This window comes from Pseudomonas sp. URMO17WK12:I7, from assembly GCF_003269045.1.
Lineage (GTDB): Bacteria > Pseudomonadota > Gammaproteobacteria > Pseudomonadales > Pseudomonadaceae > Aquipseudomonas > Aquipseudomonas putida_J.
On record NZ_QLTL01000012.1, the window covers coordinates 157,326 to 183,689 of the forward strand.

The following is a 26,364-nucleotide window of genomic DNA, read 5'->3' on the forward strand; positions in this document are numbered from 1 at the left end:
GTTTGAATGTTCGAAATGTAGCTGGAGCAAGACTGTCGCCCCCGCCAGCGACGCCTTGTTACCAGGGCAGTGGTACGAGTGCTGTCCACGCTGTGGCGGCCCTCTATGCAGAAAAGTGCTGAGCGGGCCGATACAGCAAATACTCGCCAAATGGTGGGTGTCGATGCGACCCAAGTGAACTTGACAGTCGTAATGGCAAAATGCAACTTTCCGGGCGAATTGGATCCGGCCGAGGACGATTAGGGAACGATATGAGTAAGGCTCAAGATTTCTCCAAGCTTTACGCTCGGGTAGCGAGCGACATTGCCACTGCCCTGGACGATGTCTCCAGACTGGATGTCAGCAATGACAAGGGAAATGCGCACCTTGCAAGCGTCAAGGAAAAGCTCGGTGAAATGAAGTCGCGCTTCGACGGCGAAATTGCCTACCTGGAAAAGCACGCCGAATGGGAGAACTTCACCATTGCGTTCTTCGGTGAAACCAACGCCGGCAAGAGCACCATCATCGAGAGCCTGCGCATCCTTTTCGAAGAGAAGAAGCGCCAGGCCCTGATTGAGCGCAACCAGGCGACTGCCAGCGATATCCAGGCGGTGTTCTCGAGCAAAAGCGACGAACTTATCGAAGCGCTCAGCACCCGCTATGTCAGCTTCTGTGAAGACATTGCCACGCTCGGCGACGACATCGGCGCGTTGGTCAACCAGACCCAACGTGATCTGCAAAGCACGCGTCAGCAGCTTGAACACACCCAGCAGGATTACGCTTACTGCAAAGAGCGCCTGAGTGTTGCGACAACCGATCTGGACAGCACTCGGCAGACGCTGCAGGGCACCGAAACGCGTCTGGCGGATAGCCAGAGAGCGCTGGACAGAAACCAGGGCGAACTGCAGCAAGTTGGCCAGCAGTTGCAAGGTGTGCGCGCAGACTTCCAGCGCAGTCAGCAGCAACTTACAGAGCAAGGGGCTCAGTTGCAGGCCGCTCAATCGCAATTGAGCGAATGCCTGCGCCAGAGCGAAGCTGCCCGCACTTCGCTGGAACAACAGGCAAAATTGAAGCTGGTGATCGGACTGGTAGGTGGTGTGGTGATCGGTGTCATCGCCGGTGCCTTGGGCTACGCGCAGTTGCTGTAAGCCTGGACATAGATGGCTCTGTAGTTACCTCCCTCCCGTAGAATCCGGACCCAACTCATGCGCGAACAACATTCCTTGAGCGAGTTGGTCAGCGACAGGCTGCCAACCCTGCTGAAACAACAGCAACAACTCGAGCGCCTGCAGCGCACTGCGGGCCAGGTCGATGGCGAAATCGTCGGCACTGGCCAGGCAGACTTCACCCAAGACAACGTGATCTATCAGTTCAGCCACCAGGGCAAGAGCTTTCAACTGATCGACGTGCCGGGCATCGAGGGTAACGAGTCGAAGTATGAAGCGATGGTTCAAGCGGCCATCGCCAAGGCCCATTTGGTGTTCTATGTGAACGGCACCAACAAGAAGCCAGAGAACAAAACCGCCGAGAAGATCAAGCATTACCTCAACCGTGATGCCAAGGTTTACGCCATCTGCAACCTGCGCGGCAAGGCCGACTCCTACGAGTACGACCAAGACCGTGAAGCGCTGGAGCGTACCCACAAAGACGCCGTCGAGACCCGTGAGCAAACGCGCGAAGTGCTTGAAGGCATTCTTGGCGCGGAACTCGTCAGTGGTTGCCAGAGCCTGCAAGGTCTGCTCGGTTTTGCCGGTGTGGCATTTGATGAGCGTGGCCTGAGCAGCATTCATCCGAGCCGCACCGATCTGATCAAATCGCAGCGCGCCTACAAGCAGGACTTTGCCAGCCAGCAGGCGATGCGCAACTTCAGCCAGCTTGATCAGTTGCACAAAGTCATTGGTGATGGTTGCGCCAACTTTGAAGTCGACATTGTTGAAAGTAACAAGCGCAAGGTGCTGCGTTTGCTGCAGGACACCGTGAATGACCTTCAGAAGCAGCGGGATGAGCACCAGGCGTTCTCCGACAAGATGGGTGCGGAGATCGAGGAATGCCAGAGCGTAATTCGCAAGAGTTTCGAAGACCTGAAGAGCAATTTCAGCAAAGAGCGCAGCAATGCGCTGAATAGATTTTTCACTGAGTTGAGTTCGGCAGCGGTTGAGGCTGTGCAAGAGCATTTCAGTGACAAGGATGATGTGGAGCGAGCGATCAACCAACTCGTCGAAAAAGGGCAAGAGCAGCTCGCGGAAGAACTTGAAACGGCTCAGGAGGCGTTGGTGGAGGGCATCTCGCAAGCGATAGCGAGGGCGCTAAAACGCTTGCAGGAGAACGCAGAGCGCGTGAACTTCCAGCAACGCTTGAGTCAGGCAGCCAGTAATTCGTTGTCGCTTTCCAGCGCGATGGATGCCATCAGCTTCAATTTTTCAGACGTCGGTGGGCTGCTGCTGAGTATCGGTGGATATGCATCGAGCGGCTTTGTGATCGGCTCGATCATACCGGGCGTGGGCAATATTGTCGGCGCAGTCATCGGCGGCTTTGTGGGGCTCTTGGCCGCGGGTCTGCTTTATGTCTTTGGCGGGCGCAACAAGAAAATCCAAGACGCACAAGAAAAAGTCCGCGCCGCGATCAAGAAGCAGCACTCAGACAGCAAGGAAGCGTTCGATCAGGATACTCGAACCATGGTGGCCAATATCAAGGACCAGATCGAGAAAACCACGCTCGCCCAGTTGAAGGACGAGCGCCGAAAAATGGCCGACATCACCGCCTTGTTCGACCAAAAAATTGCCTCTATCCAGGCACTGAAAAACCAAGTGGAAGCCAAACCTCATGGAACAATTTAAGCAGTTCAATGCCAGCAAGACCGAGGTCATCAAGTCGCTCGACAACCTCCGGAAACTGGTGGGTGCGCTTGAAGCGCTGGGGCTGGATGTTTCCCAGGACATCGACAAGATCAGGAAAGCCATTGGCGATGTCCAGTCGGATGCATTGCGCATCGCCCTGCTGGGCGCGTTCTCCGACGGCAAGACCAGCGTAGTGGCCGGCTGGCTGGGCCAAGTCATGAAAGACATGAAGATCGACACCAACGAGTCCTCGGATGCGCTGGCGATCTACCGCCCGGACAACCTCCAGGACCGTTGCGAAATCGTCGATACCCCCGGCTTGTTCGGTGACAAGGAAAAGGCCGCAGAGAGCGGCGCACTGGTGCAATACGGCGATATCACCAAGAACTACATTTCCGAAGCGCACCTGATCTTCTACGTGGTCGACGCCACCAACCCGCTCAAGGAAAGCCACCAGGACATCGTGCGTTGGGTATTGCGCGACCTGAACAAACTGAGCTCGACCATCTTCGTCATCAACAAGATGGATGAAGTGGCCGACCTGCGCGATGCCGAAGAGTTCGAGCAGCAGAGCACCATCAAGAAGAACAACTTGCTGGATAAACTGCAGCGCTTCGTAGACCTCACGGCTGCCGAGCGTGAAGCGATCAACGTGGTCTGTGTTGCTTCCAATCCGAACAGTCGTGGCCTGGAGTTCTGGCTTGCGCAAAAAGACCTCTATGACCAACGTTCGCGAATCAGCGAACTCAAACAGGTCACTCAGCAGGTGCTTGACGGCAGTGGCCGTGAAACCCTGATCAGAAAAACCGGCATCGATGTCGTGCGCGATGTACTGGGTAAGAAAATCACTTCAGCGAAAGATGAGTTGATCAAGTTCGAGCTGCTGGCCAGTAACCAGCGTCAGGACGCGAAACGTATTCAGGAGGACATCGACGAGGGCAGGAGGAAAGTCCTGGCCACTGTGGACAACCTCTACAAGGAGTTGAACAACCTTGAAGCTGATCTGCTTAACAGCATTCGCACCTTGCCCCGAGATCAGGTGCGCGCTTTCCTTGAGGCGGAAATTGGCTTCTCCAAAGATGACATCGGCGAAAAGCTGCGTTTTCGCATCGATCACCTGTTCCGCACGGCATTCAACCAATCTTCAAGCATCATGAGTGGCATCAGCGCGAAGATTGAGCATCAGCTGGACAGCTCTTCGAATTTCGCCGACAGCATCACCGCCTCGGCGCTGACTGCCTCGAGCCGCGCACTGACTGCCGTTTCGAAGATCCCGGTCGAAAGCATCAAGAGCGGTGTGTTCCTGGCCCGTGAGACCCTGAAAAACCTCACCGGTTATGTCTACAAGTTCAAGCCCTGGGAGGCGACCAAACTGGCCGCCAACATCAGCCGCTGGGCCGGGCCGATTGGTGCAGGTATCCAGGTGCTGACCGATGTCATCAGTGTCGTCCAGCAACAGCGGGCCGAGACTGAGCTTAAGCAGCTGCAGAATGACTTGGGCGAAATGGTCAAAGCCCATTTTGTCGAACCCATGAAGTTGCTTCAGGATCATGACAAAGTCATTGAAGTCTTTGCCCCGCAGATCATGGCGTTCGAGAAGATCCTGGCCGAGCAGCAAGCCGGTCTCGAGAGCCTGAGCAAGCGCCAGGCACAGTTGGCAGAACTTGAGGCACATTTAAGCCAGGCGTTCGGCTCGCAGTCTGTGATCGAAGGCGAGTATCGAGTGGTCTGATCCGCCAGACCCCTGGCCAGCCACAGGGCTGGCCAGGCTTCTTCAACGGGTCAGAGCAACCCTTCGTTATCGAGCTTGAAGCGGGCGTAGAAGAGAATCGCAACGGCGGGAATCAAAGCTGAGTAACCCGGCTTTACCGCGCTCTTCAAGTTGGTCACCGCAGCCTTGATGCGCTGGGTCGGAATCAGATCAGCCAACGTCGACATTGCCGATGCGGAAATCAGCGTCAGTTCTTTGCTGGCTTTTGCAGGGGCAGTCTTGCGGTATTCGGGCTTGGGCGCTTCAGGCGTCGAGAAGTAGGAAGTCATGGTCAGGCTTGCCGCCAACGCATCGACCTGCTCGAAATAACCCTTCTCGGACATGGCATCCATCTGCGCCACGATATCCTTCCTTGCCGCCAGCACATGACCCTCGCCGAATGAAGAGCGGAAGCACTTGCTGATGAGCAGCGCCTCCATTTCGATCACCTGCGCACAGTCGTGCAGCTCTGCCACCAAGTCGTAATGCTCGGCCAGCATGAGCAGAATCTGCACGTACTTGAGGCCACGCCCTCGCGCCAGATTGACCAGGCAATGGCCGCCCAGCAGTTGGAATTCCTTGGCCAGCGGATAAACCGAGTTGTCGATCTCAAGGCTCGCCCAACTGCTGCTGCGTACGTGCTTGACGACCTGATCGCGGATCCGGCCACTGGTCAGTTCGAGCAGGTCGTAAAGCAAGTGGTCGGTGACGACAGGGTCGGGCTTCTCGATCGTTGGCTGGGGCTGGTTCAGAGCGGGTATCCCGCCTCTGTAGCCCTGGAAACCTGATGCGCGCAGAACCTTTTCCAGGCCGGGCCAATAGTCGGTATGACCGAAGCCAGGCATCGGCACATCCACGCAGTGTTCGACTTTTTGCCGGCCCGCGCTGCTTTCCCCCAAGTTCAACAGCAATACGTAGTCATCGCTTGAGCGAGCATTGTAGAGCTTGCCCTTGATACGTTTGCCGATGGCGAACGCTTGATCCCCCGACAGTTCGGTGGCGGCCGCCATTAACAGCACGTCGCCAATCTCCAGGTTGCCGTCGGTAGGCTTTTTTATCAAATCGAGCAGGGCACTGACTACCACTCGACCGCCTAGAGAGTGGCCAATCAGGTTCACCCGCGAGATATAAGGGTGGTGTTGGAAGAGATAGCGCTCAAGTTGCTGAAGCAGTGTCTTGCCCATCTCCGTGGCACGGTTGCGGCTGGTGTTGAAGTGCACCGCCCGATCGGCCACCGCGGCGACAGTGCCGGCGACTACGTTGAACCGGGCAAGCGCCGACACACCGCCACTGGTCATTGTGTCGAACTGACTCCAGTGCCCCGACGGCCAGAAGGCGAAGATGTTGATGCAGTTGTGCAGGGAGGACGGAATGCACTTGCGCAACGCACAACGGTCTTCCATGTCGTGGCCGGCGGAGTAACCGTGAATGAAGACGTTGGCAACTTCACCGGCGCGCTGGGGGAGGGTATGGAACTTGAATTGAGGGTTCACGACTTAGATTCAAGGCTAGGGTGGAAGCCGGATGATGGCAGTTGGCCTTTTTCTTGTAAACCTGGTGATAGCTACTAATTTTTCAAATCGTCGTGAGCTGTTTGCAGAAAAACTGATCGGCTTTTGTTGAAGTTCGCGGTAAGTAGTTAAGGCGCTCGAAAATAGCCGAAGCAAGAATATTTTCGGCGCCGCATGCCTAGTTCGAAGCCGTTGCTCCATTCTGGGGAGCAGCTTCGAACTTCTTGTCCATCACAACGCGTGGAGCAGCAGTTCTTGCAGGCGCTACTTCAGAGTCTTCCTTCCGCGCTTGGGTTTAGGCGCGGCGACGTGTTGGGCCCTGATTCGTTCCAGTATCAAACTGGCCGGTTCTTCGTTTGGGTCCTGCGGTACCAGTTCGCCTCGGAAGGCTTTTGCGAGAATGCTCTGGGTTAGCCGGTCGATACGTGTTTTGGCCTCGTTGACCTTCTTTTCTAATTGGTCAACAAGGGAGAACAATTTTTCGATACGGCAGACTATTTCGGATTGTTCGGAAAGCGGCGGTAGAGGGAACGGTAGAGACTGAACCGCTTTCTTGTTCAAGGCTTGCTGGTTGTTACCCGAGCCGAGGCGTCGTGTCTCTTCATACCGCTCACATAGGTAGTAATACAGGTACTCAGATTTGCAGTAGTCCGGATGTACTCGAAGCGCTGCTGTGTTTTGGTTGTGGCAGGCCTCTATGCTTAGAATGGCAGGTTGCCCACGGGTTTTTCCCTGACCAATCATCGCTAGCATTACTGTACCGGACGGGTGAACAACCGTGGATGCTGAATGATAGCCCGCCTCGGTGATCGACTCTCTCGTATTGTTTATCCGGCAGAAAGCTACTTCTGAGCTGCTCACCCACGGAATAGGCCCTCCCCAGAATTCGGTATTTTCACGACTCGGAGTGGCACCGACGTAAACATCGAAAACTTCGCCCACCTTAGTCTCTACCCATGATGGAGGTAAAGTGTATCCAAGCCCTCCAGGAAGCAAGTCCATTTCCTTGTACTTCTTGCCTTGCAGCCGATAGGTGTCAGCCCAAGCCTTGTTTAGGTCTTTGGTCGATATAGGGGGATGACTCGGATTTTGTGACCGCCACTCTTCAGTCAGTCTTCCAGATACTGCGGTAGTTAGGACGGATTGGCGGAAGCGGTTGAGCAGCGCGGGAATTCCGTCCATGCGGGCTTTCAGGTTATCGACCTGAGTCAGTAGTTCCTCGAGCTTGGCGGCGATGCGCGTTTGCTCAGTAAGCGGGGGGAAGGCAATTTCGGTTTTCTCAAATGTTCCCTTTGTTACGTGCCGTAAGCCCACCCCGCCTTGAGCTGAGCCAATCAGTTCATCAAGCTTTTGATTGATCGCGTAGCGAAGGAAATCACGATCTATGTCAGAATCTGGAAATTCAATTTTAAAAATATGCTGATTTAGTGCCGCATCACCACGGTTCCAAATGTGTGCACCGAAGGACGTGCCCGGCGTTCCTGACCAGGCGAAGAGAAGATCGCCGTCCCTGACATGATGTTTACTCTCAAGTTGCCCGGAGAAAAAATTGAACTTAGCCTCTGGATTGTTGAGGTTCTGGATTCTAATAATCGGCAGGCCGGAGTTTGACCACTCTTGAGGTTTGAATGCGCGACCATTTATTAGATTGCACAGGGCGCCAATTGGTGCATATTCCCACCCTTCTGGCAGATCACTCATCTCCATTCTCCTGAGTCACCGCCAACCCCATCACCTCAGCCATCAACTGTCTTTGCGCCAACACTTCATCCCCCGCTCCCAGCGCTTTCATTAGCTCTTCCAGCTCATGAAGCGCTTCGGTCAGTTCGGCCATCGCTTCGCCGGCTAGTACCTCCGGAGCGGGCAGGTCGGAGGCATCCAAGCTGCTTTCGTCTTTGAGCCAACTGATATCCAGCGAATCACCACGTTCGTTTCTGATGTAATCGCGGGTAAAGCAACGGAAGCGGCTGGCCTCACCGATGCCTTCGACGTTCTCAGCACGCGGGCTCGCGCCGTTCGAGTCTTCGCCATAGGCATTTTCGAAATCCTTGAGGTAGCCGGGGCCAAAGGGGGTTCTTTTGCCGAAGCTGGGCATGTTGCTGCGCAGGTCGTAGAACCATACCCGCTTGGTGCACCCTTCGTCTTGGCGCGGGTTGTCCTGGCTGCCTTTCTGGAAGAACAGTACGTTGGTCTTCACGCCTTGCGCGTAAAAGATGCCGGTCGGCAGACGCAGGATGGTGTGCAGGTTGCATTTGTTCATCAGGTCGCGACGTACATCGGTCCCGACGCCGGCCTCGAACAACACATTGTCCGGCAGCACCACGGCGGCACGGCCGCCGGGCTTGAGGCCACGGTAGATGTGCTGCAGGAACGCCAGCTGCTTGTTGCTCGTGCGGTAGGTAAGGTCGTCGCGGGTCGGGCCTCCGCCGCCTTTGGCAGTACCGAACGGCGGGTTGGAGAGTATGACGTCGACCTTGGGCAGGTTAGCGCCGGTCTGGCCCAGGGCGTTGCCAAGGTGCACCACACCTTCTTCATCACCTTCCATGCCATGCAGCAAGGTGTTCATCAACGCCAGACGGCGAGTACCTGGCACCAACTCCACCCCGACAAAGGCGCGATTGCGCTGGAAGCTGCGGGCTCTTTCGTCGAGGTTGTAGTGGTCGTCGGTCTGGCTTTTGATGTAAGCGTCAGCGGCAATCAAGAAGCCTGCGGTGCCAGCGGCCGGATCCTGGATGGTCTCGCCGGGCTGCGGCTTGATACAGCGAATGATGCTGTCGATCAACGGGCGCGGTGTGAAGTACTGGCCAGCACCAGACTTGGTCTCGCTTGCGTTCTTCTCCAGCAGGCCTTCATAGAGATCGCCGAGGCCATCTTCGCGGGCGCTGAACCAGTCGATGCCATCCAGACTCTTGATCAGTTGCTCCAGATGACGCGGTTCCTTGAGCCGGGTCTGGGCGTCGGCATAGATGGCGGCAATCAGCGGGTCGCTGTTCTTGCCCAGGTCCAGCAACATTTGCCGGTAGTAGTCGAGCAGGTTGAGCCCGGATTTACCCGCCAGGTCTGGCCAGCGTGCGCCCACTGGCAGCTTGTGGTTGAAGGCGTCGTTGTTCTGGACCTGTTCGTATTCCATCTTGATGAACAGCAGCAGTACCAGTTCGGTGACGTAATCGCTGTAGTTGATCCCGTCGTCGCGCAGTACGTCGCACAGGTTCCAGAGCTTCTGGACGATGTCGGAGTTGGTCATGGTAACTCTCAAAAAAGATAGGAATGCGAGCCCGCGTTGCTTGAGCAGCGCGAATTGCAAAGGAATGTCGAGGCCGGGTTTGCTGGAAAGCTGCCGGGCAAAGAAAACCCGCTCAATGTGTGCGTAGCTGGCGGAGTAACCATAGGCATGGCGGGTGTATTGCGGGGGAGGTTATGCACGGCAGGTCTGTTTTGCAAGCTGATTCGGGCACTGGCCCAGTGAGCGGATAACACGAATTTCCGCTCGACCGGGGCGCAGTATGGACACCTTCTGACAGGTCTTCGAGTCAACCAAACGCTCAAGCCGCCGACCACAAATTATCGTTCAACGCTTCCAGCACCTGATCAAGCTTACCGCCAAGATTGCGGTCCAGGCCTCTGATGCCGCCATCGACCCGGAATGCGTCATTGACTTGCTGCGTATCGATCACCACCTCATGCACCAACTGCCTGGCAAGGCGATCCAGCCAGCGGCGCTGCACTGGGGTCCAGGCCTGCATGGCATAAATGCGTTTCATGGCCTCTGCCACACGTTGATCGAACGGCAACAGTGCCTCGCCAATAGCAGCCTGGCGAATATACCCAAGGATGCTTGCCGCGATTTCCTGGTTGGTCTGATTACGCCAGGCGCTTTTCAGGCTGGCTTCGTTGAAACCGTTCTGATCGAGCAGCAACCGCACTTCGCGCAAGTGCTCGCGAGTCAGATCCTTGGGGCGGTTTACCACAACGCTTAGCGCGGCCGACTGGTTCAGCTGCTTGTGGATGAACTCGTGGAAGCTTTCCAGGAAGTCAGCCGGCTTGCCATAGTTGCCGTAGTTCTGCTCACGCACCACCAGCTCGTCTTCGTGCGCAGAGATGATCGGATACCGCTCCGACCCGAGCAGGGCACTGACAGCCGCCAGCTGATTGATCAGTTGGCCGTGTTGGCGAACGAAGTTGGCAGCTTGCTGCGGCCCAAGCTCGTGCAAATGGGTATGCAGTTTGCCGGGTTCGACGCCCCAGGACTGCTGCAATTCATCGAGCTTCTGTTTGATGGCCGGATTGTTTTCGGCCTTGTGCTCGGCTTTGCGCAGGATACGCATGACCCGTTGATTCAATTGGTCGAGCACGTCATGGGCGTGGCTGCTGTCTTCCTGGCTGCCAGGGGCGTCGTGGCTGGCGTCGTCAGTCAGCTCACCCACCAATTGCTCCAGGGAGATATTCGGGTTCTTGACCAATGGCTTCATGGTGTCGACCTCTTCCAGGCTGGCATAGAGGTCGACGGGGTCATAGATGCGGAATACCGTTTTACCTATCTCGTCGCAGCGTCGGGTAGCCCGGCCTTTCATCTGCTCATAGAGGATGCGCGAGCGTACGCGGCGCATGAACACCAGGTTGCAGATGGTCGGCACGTCGATGCCGGTGGTCAGCAGGTCTACGGTAATGGCGATGCTCGGGTGCGGTTCGTTCTTGTAGCAGCGAATCAGTTGCTCGACCCGGTCGCTCTGGCCAGTAATGATGCGCACGGTTGCTTCGTTGTATTGCTCCCCATAGGCGGCCTTGAAGGCGTCATCCAGCAGGTTTTTCACGCGCTCCGCGTGGGCCTGGTTGACGCAGAAGATCATGGTCTTCTCTTCGCCGAAGGGGTCCAGTTCCTTGGCCAGTTCATCGCAGATGACCTTGTCAAAGGCAGGCGTGATGACGCGGCGGTTGAACGACTCGATATTGAAATTGAGCTCGTCTTCCAGTTCCGTCGTATCGACTTCACCGGTCTGGGCGTTGATGACACTGACCGACTCGCCCTTCTCATAGTGGATGCCACGCTGGGTAAGCTGGGTTTCGTAGCGGATTGGTGGCTCATGATCGATCAGCCAGTCATCGGCCACGGCCTCCCGGTAGCTGTAGGTGAACACCGGCTTGCCGAAAATTTCACTGGTCTGTTTTGCGGGCGTAGCCGTGAGGCCGATACGGCAGGCGTCGAAGTAATCCAGCACGCGACGGTACTGCGAGAGGTACTGGCTGGCATCGCGCACGACCAGTTCCCCTTCGGTCATCTCCTGGTCGAGGGTGTAGCCCCGGTGGGCCTCGTCGACGATGATGCAGTCGAACTCGCCCACAGGTGGCGGGTTGTCCGAGCGGAAAATGCGGCTGACCATGGCTTGCACCGTGGCCACCTGAACTCGGGTTTGCGCTTCGGCAGCCATGTCGCCCAGTGCCTTGATGTCGTAGATCTGGGCCAGGGTGTGGTTCTGCTCAAGCGTGGTGTCGTTGAACGAATCAATGGCCTGCTCGCCAAGGGCGCTGCGGTCTACCAGGAACAGAATGCGCTTGAAACGTTCTGCCTTGAGGAAGCGGTACATCAGGCCAATGATGGTGCGGGTCTTGCCTGTGCCGGTTGCCATCGCCAGCAGGCAATTGCGCTGGTTGCCGGCCAGCGCCTGTTCGACGGCCTTGATGGCCTTCTCCTGATAGTCGCGCAACTTCAGATAGCCAAAGCCTTCCTTTGCCAGCCTTTCCTCGGCTTGTGCCTTGCTGCGTTTGAGCAGGTCGAGGAGGTCGCCAGGTGTGTGGAAGTCTTGCAACGGCCGACGGGTATTGGCAGGGCTGCGCAAATCGCGGAACCAGGTACCAGACTGTTCAGCAAGCTGCTTGATGTAGGGGCGACCATTGCAGGCAAAGGCAAAGGGCACCTGGAAGTGGCCATTGCTGCCATCAACCCAAGGCTGGGGTTGGCCGGCCAGCGGCCAGGGCTGTACATGTTCGGCAGAGAATCTGAATTCGCGAGCGTACCGCTCGGCTTGGGTGATCCGGTCGGCAACATCGATGCCTTGCCGTTTGGCTTCGACAATGGCGATGGGTACCAGGCCGGCGAACAGTACGTAGTCGGCGCAGGCTTTCGGGCTACTGGTGGGCCATTCGGCGATTGCCTTGTTCTTGCCTTTCTCCGGGCGTGCACCTTTGCTGTAGGTCAGTTCCAGAGAGTCGGCTTCCCAACCTGCGTCGTTCAGCTGCTGGTCGATGAGGATGCGGGTAAGGTCCTCCGACAGCTGGAACTTGTTGCTGGCCTTCCTGGTTTTTTCGGCAACGTCTTTGCTGGCCTGCGGCTGTGCGGCGATTTGCTGCTGCAGTGCCTTCAGGCTTTGCTCATGTTCTGCGCGCAACTTGGTCAAAGCCGCTTCGTGCTCTGCTGCCAACTGCTTGTGGTTTCTCGACTCGGCATCCATCTGCTCGGCGAGGACTGCATATTCCTCTGCTTCACGCTTGAGCAGGGTGGCAAGTTGCTGATTGCTTTCCAGCTGCTGGCTGGACTCGCTGAGCTGCGCCTTGAGCTGTTCGATCTGGCTTTGCAGGTCACGTAGCGAAGTGCTTGGGTCGCTAGGTGTAACGAAAGGCCCGGGCTTGAACGAAGCGGTATTCTTGCCAAATGACTGGTGGTACCAGATAGCCAAGGCACGCCCCACCTTCAGCCCATCCATGGCCTCGCGGTGCTGCGTGCGGAACTCGTGAGTGGCCTTGTTTCCTTCCACGCGCAAGGTGTGAAACAGGTTGCGAATGTTCTGATCCAGCTGGATCTCCCGGCTGAGCTTGTACAGCAGGTCAGATTGGGTGGTGTGGGCTTCGAACACGATGCCGGCACGGCTGGCCAAGTCTTGGGCCAAGGCTTCGCCGAGCTGGCGAAGTTTGATCAGCGTGGTGTTTGGATCGCTGGCGAATGCCTGCTCGGCGGTACGCGCAAGCTGAAGGAACACGGGGTCATGTTCCTGAAGAAAGGCGAAATTGCTGCTGGCTGCCATGGTCGTTCCTTCGGTTGCTTGGCCACTTTGTGCGCACATCTGTAGATGCGTAAGTGGCGGTAGCTTAACCAAGGTAAGGCGGTGTTGGCCATGGCATAGGGCCATCGTGCAGGCGGCCGTGCACTGTAGCGGGCATGGAGGCTGCCGATATAGGCGTTAGTGGCTATTTGCAGTCGGATTCGAAATACAAGGAAAAGCTCAATGACGCTGTACGAGTCGATCGTTCTGGAAGTGGAGCAGGGGGCTTTGCCTCGTCAACTTCGGGCCACGGACCTGCTGGGAGAGGACCGTCGAGTCATTCGCCAGACACTTGAAGGGAACGTTGAGTGTTATCGGGTTGGCTTTGGCTTCTTCAAGAAGAGCCATATCCGCACGCAGATGGCCAATGCGGCCCAAGGCACGGGCCATTGGGTCAAGGCAGGCCAGGCGCCGCAGTACAAGCGTATTGCCGAGGGGCTCTATGAAGTATTAGGCCTGACCGAGCAGGAGGAAACCGCCGTGGAGGCCGAAGCACCCCAGCCGGTGGCCGCACAGGCGAACCTGCAGGGCGCACCAAGCATCGAAGCGCATTTGATGAATCATCTGATTCAGACACCTTTCCAGATCTTCGACCGCAAGCGTCGAACGCTTTATCCCGAGCAACCGGTGACGGGCTTCAAGGCTCGCCTGGACACTTACTTCTGGCCATCCCCGGCAACTGGCTACATTGCCACTGAAAAGGTTCTGGACGATTTCATTGCGCGGGCGCGTTTGCTGGCTGAGGATCTGGACCGCAATGCCGACGCAGTGCTTCAGCTGTTCGCTGAAATCTGTGCGTGGGGCGGGGTGCGCGTGCCCACTGAAGATGCCCAGGTGGTGGTCGACAACCTGCGCCTCGCCCAGCGTCGCAGCCGCAGACAGGCAGCCGCAATGAATGGCGCCTGGACCAAGCTGTACGCAATGTTCTATCCCGATGATTTCCTCATCTATGACTCGCGGGTGGCAACGGCATTGCTTGAATTGGCCGAGCAGGCACTAACGGATAATGACGTCGCGCAGTTGCGCCAGCGCTACCCGGCACTGGGCCGCGTTGCTGGCCGCGGCGGCTCGCGCCCTCGGTCGACCAGTATGGTCTGGCGCAATGCCTACACTTGCTGGGCGGCTCAACTCGACGCCAATGCGCTGGGCCAGGCCATGTTGGTGGCTCTGAACCAGGCAGGCTCCGAGCAGTACAGATTGCGCCATCTTGAGGCGACGTTGTTCATGGAAGGTTACTGAGGCGTTGACCAGGTCGATCATTTCGACCTGATCTGCCGCTGCGGGGTATCACAGCTCATCGCCAGCGTACATTTTCAGGGCCCGACGCAATGCATGCTTGATGTGTTCGCGAAGGTAGTCGGGCCCCATAACTTCAATTTCGTCAGCGTTACTCATCAAGAACAGGCGCAGGCCCTGGGTATCTTGAATAGTGCATTGCAAAATCGCTCCGCCAGGGACGTGCTCGATCTGCTGATTTTCGCTTAGCGGGTTTTCCGTGAGGCGGTTAAGGAGGTTGGTTTCAAGGCGTAGCCGCAAGCCAATTGGCACTTCGTGGTGAATGGTCATGAGATCTCGCTGCACCTCAAACGAGCCAACTTGGTAACCCTCCGGCTCAGGCGTGTCACGCCAATAGGTCTCAACGTCGACCATCCGATGAAGCATGAGCACGCACTGCTTGTCAGGGCCATTGCTGCTGTATTTCCCGCGCGGGGCATTCGGCTCGGGCGCTTTATCTTTGGGCCATTGTTCGGATTCGACGAAAGCCGAGAGATAGATGTTGGAGTCTTGGAATGACAGGGCGAGCGGCTTCAAGATGTAGGTGCATTCGATATCGCCAGCATCGCGGGGCTTGTAGGCAACCTTTAGCGTTTGGCCCTCAAGCATCGCCGCTTGGATCGTCTCGAGGTGAGCTGGATTATAAGCGCCGGGCAGCAGGGTCATGAAGCGAGTGCCCGTAGTGATTCTGCCTTGGCCGACCAGGTCGTGTTTCGAATTTCGGCCAATCACCCCAAGCGCGTAGTTGCGGAGCTCCACGAGCTGATCAGCAACCACTTTGAATCCGAAACGCTCGGCATGCTGCAGCATGGCTTCCAGCGTCATTGATTCAGATGGCGTCAGTGCGAGATCCAGCCGAGCCTTTCGCAGCTTCCAGCGATACGACTTTTGCCCTACCGGCTTTTCACCAGAGACCAGTCCCTCCGATGCGAGGTTCTGGAGGTCGCGCAATGTAGTTTTGAGATGGGGGACCTGTTCGATCCAATGGGCCTGTTGAGCGTGAAGCTCTTCAGTGGCCAGCGAGCCACGCTCACGCTGCAAGATACCCAGCAGTGCCTTGCACCTGCTTTCCTTGGAAATTTTCTTAGCCACAGGCACCTCACGGACAAAATGTGTCCCTATTGTCCGTCAGTATCACTTTGCCAGCAAGAAAGGCCCTCAAATTAGTGGAGCGTCGCATGAAGATCAAGGTCTCGCACCGTAGTTTCCCCGCTTACAAAGACCGCGCAGAGGTCAATGCTTTCATTGAGTGGCTCGCTGAGCTGCTTGGATCGAACAAGGACGTGAAGCATGAATACACCAACCGACAGACGGCCAAGCACTGGCAGTTCTGCAACCTCCACGATGCCTATGAGCAATACGAATGGCATCACTCGGGTGTGCCGCATTTGAACATCAGCGCGGGCAGTTGCGCCGACAGCAATGCTGCAGCCCTCGAAGCGCTGGCTGCAGACCTTGGCGCCGCAGCCTGTGACGACACGATGCTGCGTGGCACTCAGGCGACGATGTCCTGGGGTGGTGTTTCTGCTCGAAACAACCAATGGCTTGAAGAGAATCGTGTGGGGCTGGCAGCGATGATTGAACAGGTCGCACAGGTACTGCGCCAGGGAAATCTCGATAGCCCGAAATTCCGCAGTGATCTGCGCTTCAACGCTGGTATGACCAAGGTTTACTCGCTGATATGTGAAAACTTCATCATCTATGACAGCCGCGTCGCTGCGGCCTTGGGCTGGCTTGTGATGAGATATTGCAGCGAACGAAAACTGACTGCCCTCCCGGAGGGGCTTCGCTTCCCTTGGGCGCCGGCGAAGGAGGCTCAGAACGCTACCGCGCCGAAGAACCGCGACCCAGGTAACGAGCATGAATTCAAGTTTCCCCGCTTGCGACGTGGTCATCACCACGCGCTCTGGAACATGCGCGCGAGCTGGGTGCTGAGTGAGGCTTTGGCTCATCCGTTGGCGCAGGGAAGCCGCTTCCACGAGGGAGCCGGGAAGCCTGTTCGGAAACTCGAAATGGGGCTGTTCATGATGGGTTACGACCTTGGCAGCCGCTGAGCGCAAGGGGTGCCTATGAGCAAGCTGCCTGAACTTGAAGCGCTGATCCTGAATCTGGTTGGTTCGGGGATTACCAGTTCGATGTTGAGAGAATTGGTCGCCAGGCAGTCACCCCAAGTGTCTCGCCAAGAGCTTGATGCTGCGCTTGTGGCGCTTCAGTTCTCCGGTGCATTGCATCAGTTGCACAGTGAGATGGGGCACCTCTGGGCGGTGGGGCCAACAGAGGATGAATTTTTTGAACGCATCAATCCTGATGTGATGGAGCAGATTCTCAACCCAGGAGAATTTGTTGAGCTGGATGTGGATCAGCTACTGGCTGAGCTGGATGCCATGATTGTCCGGGCGCGGAAGAAATGATTGGCTGACTCTGGGGTTGCCGGGGCCGCTTTGCGGCCCTTTCGCGACACAAGGCCGCTCCTACAAAAAAGCGGCTGCCAAGGCCAGTTCAAGGCGTTTTTGTCATGCCTAACTCGGCGTCATCCAGCAGAGCCTTGGCCAAGGCGCAGAGATAGTGCGAGGCCCAGAGCAGCTGGGGTTTGTCTTCCATCAGCCCGTCGAGGCTCAGGTCTCGTGCATAGCCCATCAGTTCCGAGGCCTGTTCGCGGGCGGCCTGGCAAGGGATGCCGGCTTCGATGCGAAATAGCGGGTGGGTCTGGTTTTCACCTTGGAAGAAGGTGGTTTTGCCTACGGTGAACCGGGTTTCTTCGGTGGCCATTGATTGATCTCCCTGAAGTCGTTGATGCCTGGCTTGGCCGGCCAGGCAGATCAAGATGCGGATCAGTGCAGCTTCTGCGGATCAGCGGGCTTCTGGATTTGGATCAACGCCGCTTCGAGCAATTTGCGCAAGGCATCGATCTCGTGCATTGAGGTCATGATCAGCAGTGACACAGGCGACTTGGGCTGCATTAGCATTGCCTGCTGGGCGACGGCCTCTGCGCATAGCGCGTAGTCAGCGGCCATCATCAGCGTGTCTTCCAGGGAGTGGAGGAGGTGGGGTGGATCGGGGACTATCTTCAACATGATTGCTTCCAGTTCAGGGCCGTCACCATCTGCTGTCAAACAGAGGGTGGCAGCTGTACGCGGGTTGACAGACCGGCGGAAACAACAAGTTCCGGCGCACGCAAGCGTGCCCGCACGTACAGCCGCCATAACGACGAACCGTTTTGTTGTTTACCGTCGCGACCTGTCAAAGTCATGCCGTTGATGCGCAACGACCCAGCGAGACTAAGACCCCGATAAACGTACCGCAACGGAAAACAGGGTCGGAGAGTATCTTTGGGAAACGGACTACAAGAAAGGGGTTAAATCTGATCTTTTCGCTGCATTTCGAAACAATCTGTAACGCCAGGGCAGTCGTGATTTGATTATTCCAGGCACAAAAAAAGACGCCCTAAGGCGTCTTCTTTTTTGGATTTGGTGGAGCCGGGGGGATTTGAACCCCCGTCCGCCAGTACTCCGCTGTCGGTACTACATGCTTAGCCGTGTCTACTGATTTAATCCGCAGCCGCCCGACGGGCAGGGTGCTTTGGATGAGTTGGGTAAGTTTTAGTCGCTTTGCCCCCAACGTGCTACACGACGATCCTGTTCTGTATGACAATCATTTCGGGTTTACAGGCATCCCCTGATGATTGCTGGAGCCGAAGCTACCAGGAGAGCGGGCTCAGCTGCTTACGCAGCGAGAGCGTAGCCCTCGTAGTTTTCGTCATTGGCAACTATAGAAAGTTGCAACAGTGGATTTACGAGTTCTGTTACCAACTCGGCATGCACCTAGAGTTTCGCTACCGGCGTCGAATCCTGATCGGCCCCACACTCGCTCTTGGCTAACGCACCTTACGGCACGTGAGGCGGAGTATACGCCATTGCGCGGGCGGCGTCGACAACCGGTCCTGTCGCCCGCGCTGAGAGGGCTCAAGCACCGCTGCCGCCGGCCGAACCGCTGCCTTTCTCGGTCTTTTCCAGGCGCTCCAGCACCTTGCTGGTGATGGCGATGCAGTCCTTGGTATTGCCTGCGGCCTGGGCAGACTTGGCCTTGTCGACCTGTTCGGTGAGGGCTTTGTCCAGGCCTTCGGAGGTGGCGCCGGCGGTGGCCATGCTGTCGTCGATCTTCTGCAGGTTGGCGGTGCACAGGTCATCGGCGGCAAATGCCGGCGAAGCGAGGAGGGTAGCGGCCGCGAAGAGGGCCGAAAGCGCGGTACCTTTCATGGGTGTCTCCTTTCATGGCCGCTGGGAGGTGGGCCTATAAAAGTGGACTGCCGGGATTTGGCGAGGGTTCAATCGGGGTGATGGCTTGGCGCTTGGGTGGTGTGTGGCTGGATGTTGCCATCGACCGGGCGATGCGGTTTTTGTAGGAGCGGCCTTGTGTCGCGAAAGGGCTGCGTAGCGGCCCCGGCAAATCAAGCTGCGAAGCTGAAATCCTGAGGCCGCTACGCAGCCCTTTCGCGACACAAGGCCGCTCCTACAGGGATGACTCAAATTGCGCGTGGGCGGGTGACGCGGTCTACGAGGTAGACCAGGCCGTGGTAGTCGATACCGCTATGGCTGGACAGGCCGATCTCGCAGGTGCGGCTGGTGGAGATGCCTTCGCTGCAATACTGCACCGCATCCTTCAGGCTGCGCAGCGAGTGGGCGTTGAGCTCCGGTGTGGTGAAGCCCTTGTCGCCGGCAAAGCCGCAGCAGTGAATGCCCTCCGGAATCACCACCTGCTTGCTGCAGCGGCGTGCCAGGTCGATCAGTGCCTGGCTCTCGCCCAGGTGCTGGGTGCTGCAGGTCACGTGCACGGCTACTGGCTCTTCCTGGGGGGTGAATTCCAGTTTGTCGACCAGGTGAGTGCGGATGAAACGCACTGGGTCGTACAGGTCCAGCCGGGTTTCGCCAAGGTCCTGGACCAGGCGCAGGGTGCAGGGGCTGGTGTCGCAGTAGATCGGGTCGAGGCCGCCGCGGCTGGCGTGGAGCAGGGCGTTGATCAGCTCCTGGCGCTTGTGTTCGGCCTGCTCGGGGTAGCCTTTGGAGGCGAACGGTTGGCCGCAGCAGAGGCTGTCGGCGTTGTCCGGGAACACCACTTGGTAGCCGGCCTTTTCCAGCAGGCTGCGGGTCTTGTCGAGCAGCGAGCTTTGCTCGCGGTCGGCGTAGGCGGGGCCCATCACGCGTGACACACAGGCGGCGAGGTAGACCACGCGGGGGCGGGCATCGTTGCTCGCCGGGCCGAAGTCCATGGTGCGTAATGGCTGTGGCATGGCCGGGGTCCACTGCGGCAGGCGGCCGTTGCTGGCCTTGCTCAGTGATGCGCTGAGGCGCCCGAGGCGTGGCGCGCCAAGTAGCTTGCGGGCGGTGTTGGCGGCGGTCAGGGTGAAGCGGGCGCCGCCCAGGGCCGTGTGGAAGTGGTCGGCCAGCCAGTCGGCGGTTCTGGCGTGGTCGGCGGCCTGGCTGCGCAGTTTTTTCACCAGCTCGCCGGTGTTGATGCCCACCGGGCAGCGCTGGGCGCACAGGCCGGTGGCGGCGCAGGTGTCGATGCCTTGGTACTGATAGGTTTGCAGCAGCTCGCGGGTGTCGACGCCGGCGCGTTTTTTCGCCTGGATGTCGCGCCACATGACGATGCGCTGGCGTGGGCTGAGGGTCAGGCCTTTGGAAGGGCAGACCGGTTCGCAGAAACCGCACTCGATGCACTTGTCGACGATCTCGTCGGCAGCGGGCAGCGGCTTGAGGTTTTTCAGGTGGATGTCGGGGTCTTCGCTCAGTACCACGTCGGGGTTGAGAATGCCGTTGGGGTCGAGCAGGCGCTTGAGCTTCCACATCAGCTGGTAGGCGTCGTGGCCCCATTCCAGCGCCACGAATGGCGCCATGTTACGGCCAGTACCGTGCTCGGCCTTGAGCGAACCGCCGAACTCGACGGCCACCAGTTGCGCTACGTCGTCCATGAAGGCCTGGTAGCGGGCGACTTCCTCGGCGCTGTTGAAGCCCTGGGTGAACACGAAGTGCAGGTTACCTTCCAGCGCGTGGCCGAAGATGATCGCCTCGTCGTAATGGTGCTTGTCGAACAGCTGGATCAGGCGGTTGACGCCCTCGGCCAGTTGCTCGACGGGGAAGGTGACGTCTTCGATGATTACCGTGGTGCCGGTCTGGCGCACGGCGCCGACGGCGGGGAAGGTGTCCTTGCGGATCTTCCACAGCTGGTTGTACACGGCCGGGTCCTCGCTGAACTCGACCTTCTGCTCCAGCGGGTAGTCGGCGATCGAGGCCATCACCAACTGCAGTTGTTCGTGCAGCAGGCTCTGGCTGGCGGCGCGGGACTCGATCAGCAGCGCGCAGGCGTTGTCCGACAGGCCTTTTACCCACAGCGGCATGCCTGGCATGTTTTGCACCGAGCGCAGGCTGCGGCGGTCGAGCAGTTCAACGGCAGACACCGGCTGGCGCTTGAGCACGGTAACGGCGCGGCAGCAGCTTTCCACGCTGGGGAACACCAGCAGGGCGCTGGCCTTGTGTGGGTGGTCGGGCACGGTGTTGTAGGTGACGGCGCTGATGAAGCCCAATGTGCCTTCGGAACCGACCAGCAGGTGCTGCAGGATATCCAGCGGCTGGTCGTAGTCCACCAGTGCATTGAGTGACAGGCCGGTGGTGTTCTTCAGCCGGTATTTGTGCCGGATACGGTCGGCCAGCGCGGTGTTGGCGCGGGTTTCGCGGCCGAGGCGGGCCAGCGCGTCGAGCAGTTCGGCGTGGCTGTTTGCAAAGGCCGCGACACTGGTCGGGTCTTCGCTGTCCAGGCGGGTGCCGTCGGCCAGCACCAGGCGCAGGCCGGCGAGGGTGTGGTAGGTGTTCTGCGCAGTACCGCAGCACATGCCACTGGCGTTGTTGGCGACGATGCCGCCGATCTTGCAGGCGTTGATCGAGGCCGGGTCGGGGCCGATCTTGCGCCCGTACGGTGCCAGCCAGGCATTGGCCTGGGCACCGATGACGCCGGGTTGCAGGCGGATCTGTTCACCCTGGCCGCGGATTTCACGGCCGTTCCAGTTATCGCCGAGCACGATCAGCACCGAGTCGCTGATGGCCTGGCCGGACAGGCTGGTGCCCGCGGCGCGGAAGGTTACCGGCACGCGTTCGCGCTGGGCCAGTTGAATCAGCCCGACCACTTCGTCCTCGGACTCGACGCGCACCACCAGTTTGGGGATCAACCGGTAGAAGCTGGCGTCGGTGCCGAAGGCCAGGGTGGAGGTCGGGTCGTCGAAACGGCGTTCGGCGGGGATCAGGCGCTCGACATCACGCAGGAACGCAGCGGGCAGGCTCATGCAATCTCCTCGCGGGGCCGCGGCGTCTGGCGCGCGGCGTGCCCCGGTCATTCAGGCGGTACGGTTGGGGGCGCTCAGGCGCCCAGTTCGCGGACCAGCGAATCGCGGGTGATCTCGCTGATCGACTTGGCGCCGGTCAGCACCATCGCCACGCGCATTTCTTTCTCGAACAGTTCGAGAAGGTTCTTCACCCCGGCCTGGCCATGCACGGCCAGGGCCCAGAGGAAGGCGCGGCCGATCAGCACGGTGTCGGCGCCGAGGGCGATCATGCGCACTACGTCGAGGCCGCTGCGGATGCCGGAGTCGGCGAGGATCTTCAGGTCACCTTTGACGGCATCGGCAATCGCCGGCAGGGCGCGGGCGCTGGACAACACGCCGTCGAGCTGGCGGCCGCCGTGGTTGGACACGACGATGCCGTCGGCGCCGAACTTGACCGCATCACGGGCGTCATCGGCGTCGAGGATGCCTTTGATGATCATCGGGCCGTCCCAGAATTCGCGGATCCACTCCAGGTCCTTCCACGAGATCGACGGGTCGAAGTTATTGCCCAGCCAGCCAATGTAGTCGGCAAGGCCGGTGGGGTTGCCACGGTATTTGGAGATGTTGCCCAGGTCATGCGGGCGGCCCATCACGCCAACGTCCCACGCCCACTCGGGGTGAGTCATGGCCTGCAGCACGCGGCGCATCGGGCCGTTCGCACCGCTCATGCCGGAGTGGGCATCGCGGTAGCGGGCACCGGGTACCGGCATGTCGACGGTGAACACCAGGGTCTTCACGCCGGCGGCCTTGGCCCGCTCCAGGGCGTTGCGCATGAAGCCGCGGTCCTTGAGCACGTACAGCTGGAACCACATCGGCCGGTCGATGGCAGGGGCCACTTCTTCGATCGGGCACACCGACACCGTCGACATGGTGAACGGAATGCCGTGGGCCGCTGCCGCACGCGCCGCCTGCACTTCGCCCCGGCGGGCGTACATGCCGGTGAGGCCGACCGGGGCCAGGGCCACGGGCATGCTCAGGGTTTCGTCGAACAGCTTGGTTTCGAGGCTGAGCGCGGACATGTTCTTCAGCACGCGCTGGCGCAGGGCGATGCTGGCCAGGTCCGAGACGTTGTGGCGCAGGGTGTGCTCGGCGTAGGCGCCGCCGTCGGCGTAGTGGAAGAGGAACGGGGGCAGCTTGCGTTGGGCCGCGGCGCGATAGTCGGTGGAGGCGGAAATGATCATGGATTCTCGCAGCGTGGGTTGAAGGAGATGCCGGGCGCGTCACGGCGCCCGGCCCCTTTCACTTTAGTGATGAACCAGCATGCCGGTCAGCCAATAGGCCTGGATCAAGGTGATCAGGCCGACGATGGTGGCGAAGAACAGGCTGTGCTTGACGGTGAAGCGGAACAGGTCGGATTCCTTGCCGACCAAGCCAGTGGCGGCGCAGGCCACGGCGATCGACTGTGGCGAGATCATCTTGCCGGTCACGCCGCCGCTGGTGTTGGCCGCGACCAGCAGGGTGTCGTTGACCCCGATCTGGTGCGCGGTGGTGGCCTGCAGCGAGCTGAACAGGGCGTTGGACGAGGTGTCGGAACCGGTCAGGAACACGCCCAGCCAGCCGAGGAACGGCGAGAAGAACGGGAAGGCGGCGCCAGTGCCGGCCAGGACCAGGGCCATGGTCGAAGACATGCCCGAATAGTTGGTGACGAAGGCGAAGGCCAGCACCATGCCGATCGACAGGATTGGCCAGCGCAGTTCCCAGAAGGTTTCTTTGAAAGTGGTCAGACCAGTTTTGAAGTTGATCTTCAACACGGCCATGGAGATCAACGCCGAAAGGAAGATCGCGGTACCGGTGGCGGAGATCGGGTCAAGCTTGAACACCGCGGGCATGGCGGTTGGCGCGGTGACGATCGGCGCGGTCTTGATCACCAGCTGGTCGAGGTGCGGGATGGCGAAGTTGAACACGAAGTTGTACATCGCGCCGCCCGGGGCGAAGGCCGCCTTGAACGGTTTGAGGGTCCAGATGGTGACCAGTACGGTGAGGATCAGGAACGGCGACCAGGCCTTGAAGATCTCGCCGAAGCTGTATGGGGTCGGCTGGCTGCCGCTCGGCTGCACTACGGCGGCGCCGACGCTGCCTTTGGCTTCGGCGAAAGAACGCTTGGGCTGCCAGACTTTCAGGAACAAGGTCAGGCAGATCAGGCTGGCCAGGGCCGAGGTGATGTCGGGCAGTTCTGGGCCGATGAAGTTCGAGGTGAAGTACTGGGTCACGGCGAAGCTCAAGCCGGCAACCAGGGCTGCGGGCCAGGTTTCTTTCACGCCGCGCAGGCCGTCCATCATGAACACCAGCCAGAACGGTACGAACAGCGACAGCAGCGGCAGCTGGCGGCCGGTCATGGCGCCGATGTGGAAGGCGTCGATGCCGGTGACCTGGCCGGCCACGATGATCGGGATGCCCAGGGCGCCGAAGGCCACCGGTGCGGTGTTGGCGATCAGGCACAGGCCGGCGGCGTACAGCGGGTTGAAGCCCAGGCCCACCAGCAGTGCGGCAGTGATGGCCACCGGGGCGCCGAAGCCGGCCGCGCCTTCGAGGAAGGCGCCGAAGCAGAAGCCGATCAGCAGCACCTGCAGGCGCTGGTCGTCGGTGATCGACAGCACCGAGCTGCGGATCACTTCAAACTGGCCGCTCTTGACCGTGAGTTTGTAGAGGAACACCGCGGCAACGATGATCCAGGCAATCGGCCAGAGGCCGTAGAGGAAGCCATAGCCTGCGGCAGCCAGGGCCATGTCGACAGGCATCTGGAAGGCGAAGATCGCCACCAGGATCGACAGGGCAAGGGTGATGCTGCCAGCCACGTGGCCTTTGAGGCGGAACACGGCCAGGGCCAGGAAGAAGAACACGATAGGGATGACCGCCGCCAGTGCGGACAGGCCGAGACTACCAAGCGGGGTGTAGAGTTGTTGCCAGGTTTGCATATGGGGTGGCCCCTAATTGTTGTTGGTCAGGCACTGGCATTGGATAATTGGTAAGACCAATTTACAATGGCTGGTCGCTAGGTTAAAAGCGCTGTCGTGGGTGTGTCAATTTGTCCCGTGCAAAACTTTGGTCGTGGTTCGATGAGCGGGCAGCTGCTTGCTTGCGAAAACCGTCGGCTGATGCGTGCTGGCGCGGCGCGAATCGGCGAGAATAGGCGCCCCCCTGAAATTTGCTGGGGGTTTGTGGAGAGCACGTGATGGTTTTTGATCAGGTCCGCCAGCGGCGCCTGTCCGACGACATCGTCGATCGGTTGGAAGGGATGATTCTGGAAGGCACGCTGACCTCCGGGCAGCGGCTGCCGGCCGAGCGCGTCCTGGCCGAACAGTTCGGTGTGTCGCGCCCGTCACTGCGTGAGGCGATCCAGAAGCTGGTGGCCAAGGGGTTGCTGGTAAGCCGCCAGGGCGGTGGCAATTACGTGGCCGAATCGCTCGGCTCGACCTTCAGCGACCCGTTGCTGCAGCTGCTTGAGCACAGTGCCGAAGCGCAGCGCGACCTGCTGGAATTCCGCCATACCCTGGAGGCGTCATGCGCCTACTACGCGGCCCAGCGTGCCACCGAGCCGGACCGTGCGCGGCTGAAGGCGGCGTTCGATACCTTGCAGGACTGCTATGCGCGTGCTGACGAGGTGACGCGGGCGGAGGAGGGCGCGGCCGATGCGCGCTTCCACCTGGCGATTGCCGAGGCCAGCCATAACGCCGTGTTGCTGCATACCATTCGTGGCTTGTTCGACCTGCTCAAGCGCAACGTGGTGACCAACATTGGTGGCATGTATCAGCAACGCACGGAAACACGCGACATGCTGATCAGTCAGCACCGCGAGTTGTACCAGGCGATTGTCGAGGGCAGGGCGGAAGAGGCGCGGGAGGTGTCCAGCCGGCACATTCTGTATGTGCAGGAGGTGCTGGAAGAGGCGCAGGACGAGGCGCAGCGGGTGGCCCGGGCGGAGCGGCGCAACGGGCGTTGAGCGCACGTGCTTCAGGCTGAGCGCAGCTTTTGTAGGAGCGGCCTTGTGTCGCGAATGGGCTGCGAAGCGGCCCCAGGATTTCAGCTTCGCAGCTGAATTTCCCGGGGCCGCTCTGCGGCCCTTTCGCGACACAAGGCCGCTCCTACAGCGGCCGGGGCTAGGATTATTCTTCCTTGCCCTTGTTCCGCACCGCACGCTGCAGCTCGCGGTTGGAGTCGCGTTCGCGCATGGTGTCGCGCTTGTCGAACTCCTTCTTGCCCTTGCCAAGCGCGATCTCGCACTTGATCAGGTGCTTGCTCCAGTACAGCGCCAGGGCCACACAGGTGTAGCCCTTTTGCGCCACGGCGGCTTCCACGCGCTCGAGCTCGCGCTTGTTCAGCAGCAGCTTGCGGGTGCGCATGGGGTCGGCGATGACGTGGGTGCTGGCGGTGTTCAGCGGGGTGATGTGGCTGCCGAACAGCCAGGCTTCGCCATCCTTGAGCAGCACGTAGCTGTCGGTCAGGTGCGCTTTGCCGGCCCGCAGGCTCTTTACTTCCCAACCGGACAGGACCAGCCCGGCCTCGAACTTGTGTTCGATGAAGTAATCGTGTCGCGCTTTCTTGTTCTGCGCGATGGTCCCGGTCGGATGTTTCTTTTGTTTAGCCATAGGGGCGGCATTATAGGCAA

The 26,364-nt window shown here is 59.2% G+C and carries 19 protein-coding genes and 1 other RNA gene; 7 read left to right on the top strand and 13 right to left on the bottom strand.

Annotation, left to right across the window (positions count from 1 at the left end; all coding sequences use genetic code 11):
• Nucleotides 1–200 precede the first annotated feature (200 nt).
• From H040_RS18060 to H040_RS18070, 3 genes are read left to right on the top strand one after another with little or no spacing between them, the layout of a single operon-like run.
• Nucleotides 201–1,127: a hypothetical protein gene (locus H040_RS18060; RefSeq protein WP_256208037.1), complete on the top strand. Its 927-nt coding sequence runs from the start codon at nt 201–203 to the stop codon at nt 1,125–1,127.
• Nucleotides 1,128–1,184: 57 nt separating this feature from the next.
• Nucleotides 1,185–2,816 (top strand): dynamin family protein, encoded by a 1,632-nt coding sequence (locus H040_RS18065; RefSeq protein WP_027917719.1) that lies wholly within the window; start codon nt 1,185–1,187, stop codon nt 2,814–2,816.
• Nucleotides 2,803–4,548: a LeoA/HP0731 family dynamin-like GTPase gene (locus H040_RS18070; protein ID WP_027917718.1), complete on the top strand. Its 1,746-nt coding sequence runs from the start codon at nt 2,803–2,805 to the stop codon at nt 4,546–4,548. The genes H040_RS18065 and H040_RS18070 overlap by 14 nt, the downstream gene beginning before the upstream one ends.
• A 50-nt stretch (nt 4,549–4,598) precedes the next feature.
• Here the strand turns inward: H040_RS18070 and H040_RS18075 are convergent, their stop codons facing one another.
• The 4 genes from H040_RS18075 to hsdR all read right to left on the bottom strand — a co-directional run bounded on the left by H040_RS18075 (nt 4,599) and on the right by hsdR (nt 13,093).
• The gene (locus H040_RS18075) at nt 4,599–6,059 is read right to left on the bottom strand and encodes a DUF726 domain-containing protein (protein WP_027917717.1); all 1,461 of its coding nucleotides are present in this window, start codon (nt 6,057–6,059) and stop codon (nt 4,599–4,601) included.
• Nucleotides 6,060–6,341: 282 nt separating this feature from the next.
• Nucleotides 6,342–7,778 carry a restriction endonuclease subunit S gene (locus H040_RS18080; protein ID WP_050437185.1) on the bottom strand — a complete coding sequence of 479 codons (1,437 nt, stop codon included), beginning with the start codon at nt 7,776–7,778 and terminating at the stop codon, nt 6,342–6,344.
• Nucleotides 7,771–9,321 (bottom strand): class I SAM-dependent DNA methyltransferase, encoded by a 1,551-nt coding sequence (locus H040_RS18085; protein WP_027917716.1) that lies wholly within the window; start codon nt 9,319–9,321, stop codon nt 7,771–7,773. Before H040_RS18085 ends, H040_RS18080 begins: the two co-directional genes overlap by 8 nt.
• Before the next feature lie 298 nt (nt 9,322–9,619).
• On the bottom strand, nt 9,620–13,093 hold the full coding sequence (gene hsdR, locus H040_RS18090; protein WP_027917715.1) for a type I restriction-modification system endonuclease: 3,474 nt from the start codon (nt 13,091–13,093) through the stop codon (nt 9,620–9,622).
• Between the two features lie 201 nt (nt 13,094–13,294).
• On the opposite strand from hsdR, the gene H040_RS18095 reads away from it, so the two are divergent.
• Nucleotides 13,295–14,350, top strand: a complete 1,056-nt coding sequence (locus H040_RS18095) for a hypothetical protein (protein ID WP_050437184.1) — start codon at nt 13,295–13,297, stop codon at nt 14,348–14,350.
• 48 nt (nt 14,351–14,398) lie between these two features.
• Here H040_RS18095 and H040_RS18100 read toward each other — a convergent pair whose 3' ends face one another.
• Nucleotides 14,399–15,478 (bottom strand): helix-turn-helix transcriptional regulator, encoded by a 1,080-nt coding sequence (locus tag H040_RS18100; protein WP_256208035.1) that lies wholly within the window; start codon nt 15,476–15,478, stop codon nt 14,399–14,401.
• An 86-nt stretch (nt 15,479–15,564) separates the two neighbouring features.
• Here H040_RS18100 and H040_RS18105 point away from each other — a divergent pair, with 86 nt between their 5' ends.
• Nucleotides 15,565–16,440: a hypothetical protein gene (locus H040_RS18105; RefSeq protein ID WP_027917713.1), complete on the top strand. Its 876-nt coding sequence runs from the start codon at nt 15,565–15,567 to the stop codon at nt 16,438–16,440.
• 15 nt (nt 16,441–16,455) lie between these two features.
• The gene (locus tag H040_RS18110) at nt 16,456–16,797 is read left to right on the top strand and encodes a hypothetical protein (RefSeq protein ID WP_027917712.1); all 342 of its coding nucleotides are present in this window, start codon (nt 16,456–16,458) and stop codon (nt 16,795–16,797) included.
• A gap of 88 nt (nt 16,798–16,885) precedes the next feature.
• Here H040_RS18110 and H040_RS18115 read toward each other — a convergent pair whose 3' ends face one another.
• From H040_RS18115 to H040_RS18145, 7 genes are all read right to left on the bottom strand, one after another.
• On the bottom strand, nt 16,886–17,155 hold the full coding sequence (locus tag H040_RS18115; RefSeq protein WP_027917711.1) for a DUF3077 domain-containing protein: 270 nt from the start codon (nt 17,153–17,155) through the stop codon (nt 16,886–16,888).
• 62 nt (nt 17,156–17,217) lie between these two features.
• Entirely contained in the window at nt 17,218–17,460 is a 243-nt protein-coding gene (locus H040_RS18120) for a hypothetical protein (protein ID WP_027917710.1), read from the bottom strand.
• A 394-nt stretch (nt 17,461–17,854) separates the two neighbouring features.
• Nucleotides 17,855–18,246: a transfer-messenger RNA gene (ssrA, locus tag H040_RS18125) on the bottom strand.
• Nucleotides 18,247–18,348: 102 nt separating this feature from the next.
• Nucleotides 18,349–18,642 (bottom strand): hypothetical protein, encoded by a 294-nt coding sequence (locus H040_RS18130; RefSeq protein ID WP_027917708.1) that lies wholly within the window; start codon nt 18,640–18,642, stop codon nt 18,349–18,351.
• A 266-nt stretch (nt 18,643–18,908) separates the two neighbouring features.
• Complete coding sequence (locus H040_RS18135) at nt 18,909–21,719, bottom strand: FAD-binding and (Fe-S)-binding domain-containing protein (protein WP_027917707.1); 2,811 nt, start codon at nt 21,717–21,719, stop codon at nt 18,909–18,911.
• Nucleotides 21,720–21,793: 74 nt separating this feature from the next.
• Nucleotides 21,794–22,939, bottom strand: a complete 1,146-nt coding sequence (gene lldD / locus H040_RS18140; RefSeq protein ID WP_027917706.1) for an FMN-dependent L-lactate dehydrogenase LldD — start codon at nt 22,937–22,939, stop codon at nt 21,794–21,796.
• A 63-nt stretch (nt 22,940–23,002) separates the two neighbouring features.
• A complete protein-coding gene (locus H040_RS18145) occupies nt 23,003–24,673 on the bottom strand; it encodes a lactate permease LctP family transporter (protein ID WP_027917705.1) in 1,671 nt (556 codons plus the stop codon).
• Nucleotides 24,674–24,930: 257 nt separating this feature from the next.
• Here H040_RS18145 and H040_RS18150 point away from each other — a divergent pair, with 257 nt between their 5' ends.
• Complete coding sequence (locus H040_RS18150) at nt 24,931–25,698, top strand: FCD domain-containing protein (RefSeq protein ID WP_027917704.1); 768 nt, start codon at nt 24,931–24,933, stop codon at nt 25,696–25,698.
• A gap of 163 nt (nt 25,699–25,861) precedes the next feature.
• On the opposite strand, the gene smpB is transcribed toward H040_RS18150, so the two are convergent.
• Nucleotides 25,862–26,344, bottom strand: a complete 483-nt coding sequence (gene smpB / locus H040_RS18160; protein ID WP_027917703.1) for an SsrA-binding protein SmpB — start codon at nt 26,342–26,344, stop codon at nt 25,862–25,864.
• Between the last annotated feature and the right edge of the window lie 20 nt (nt 26,345–26,364).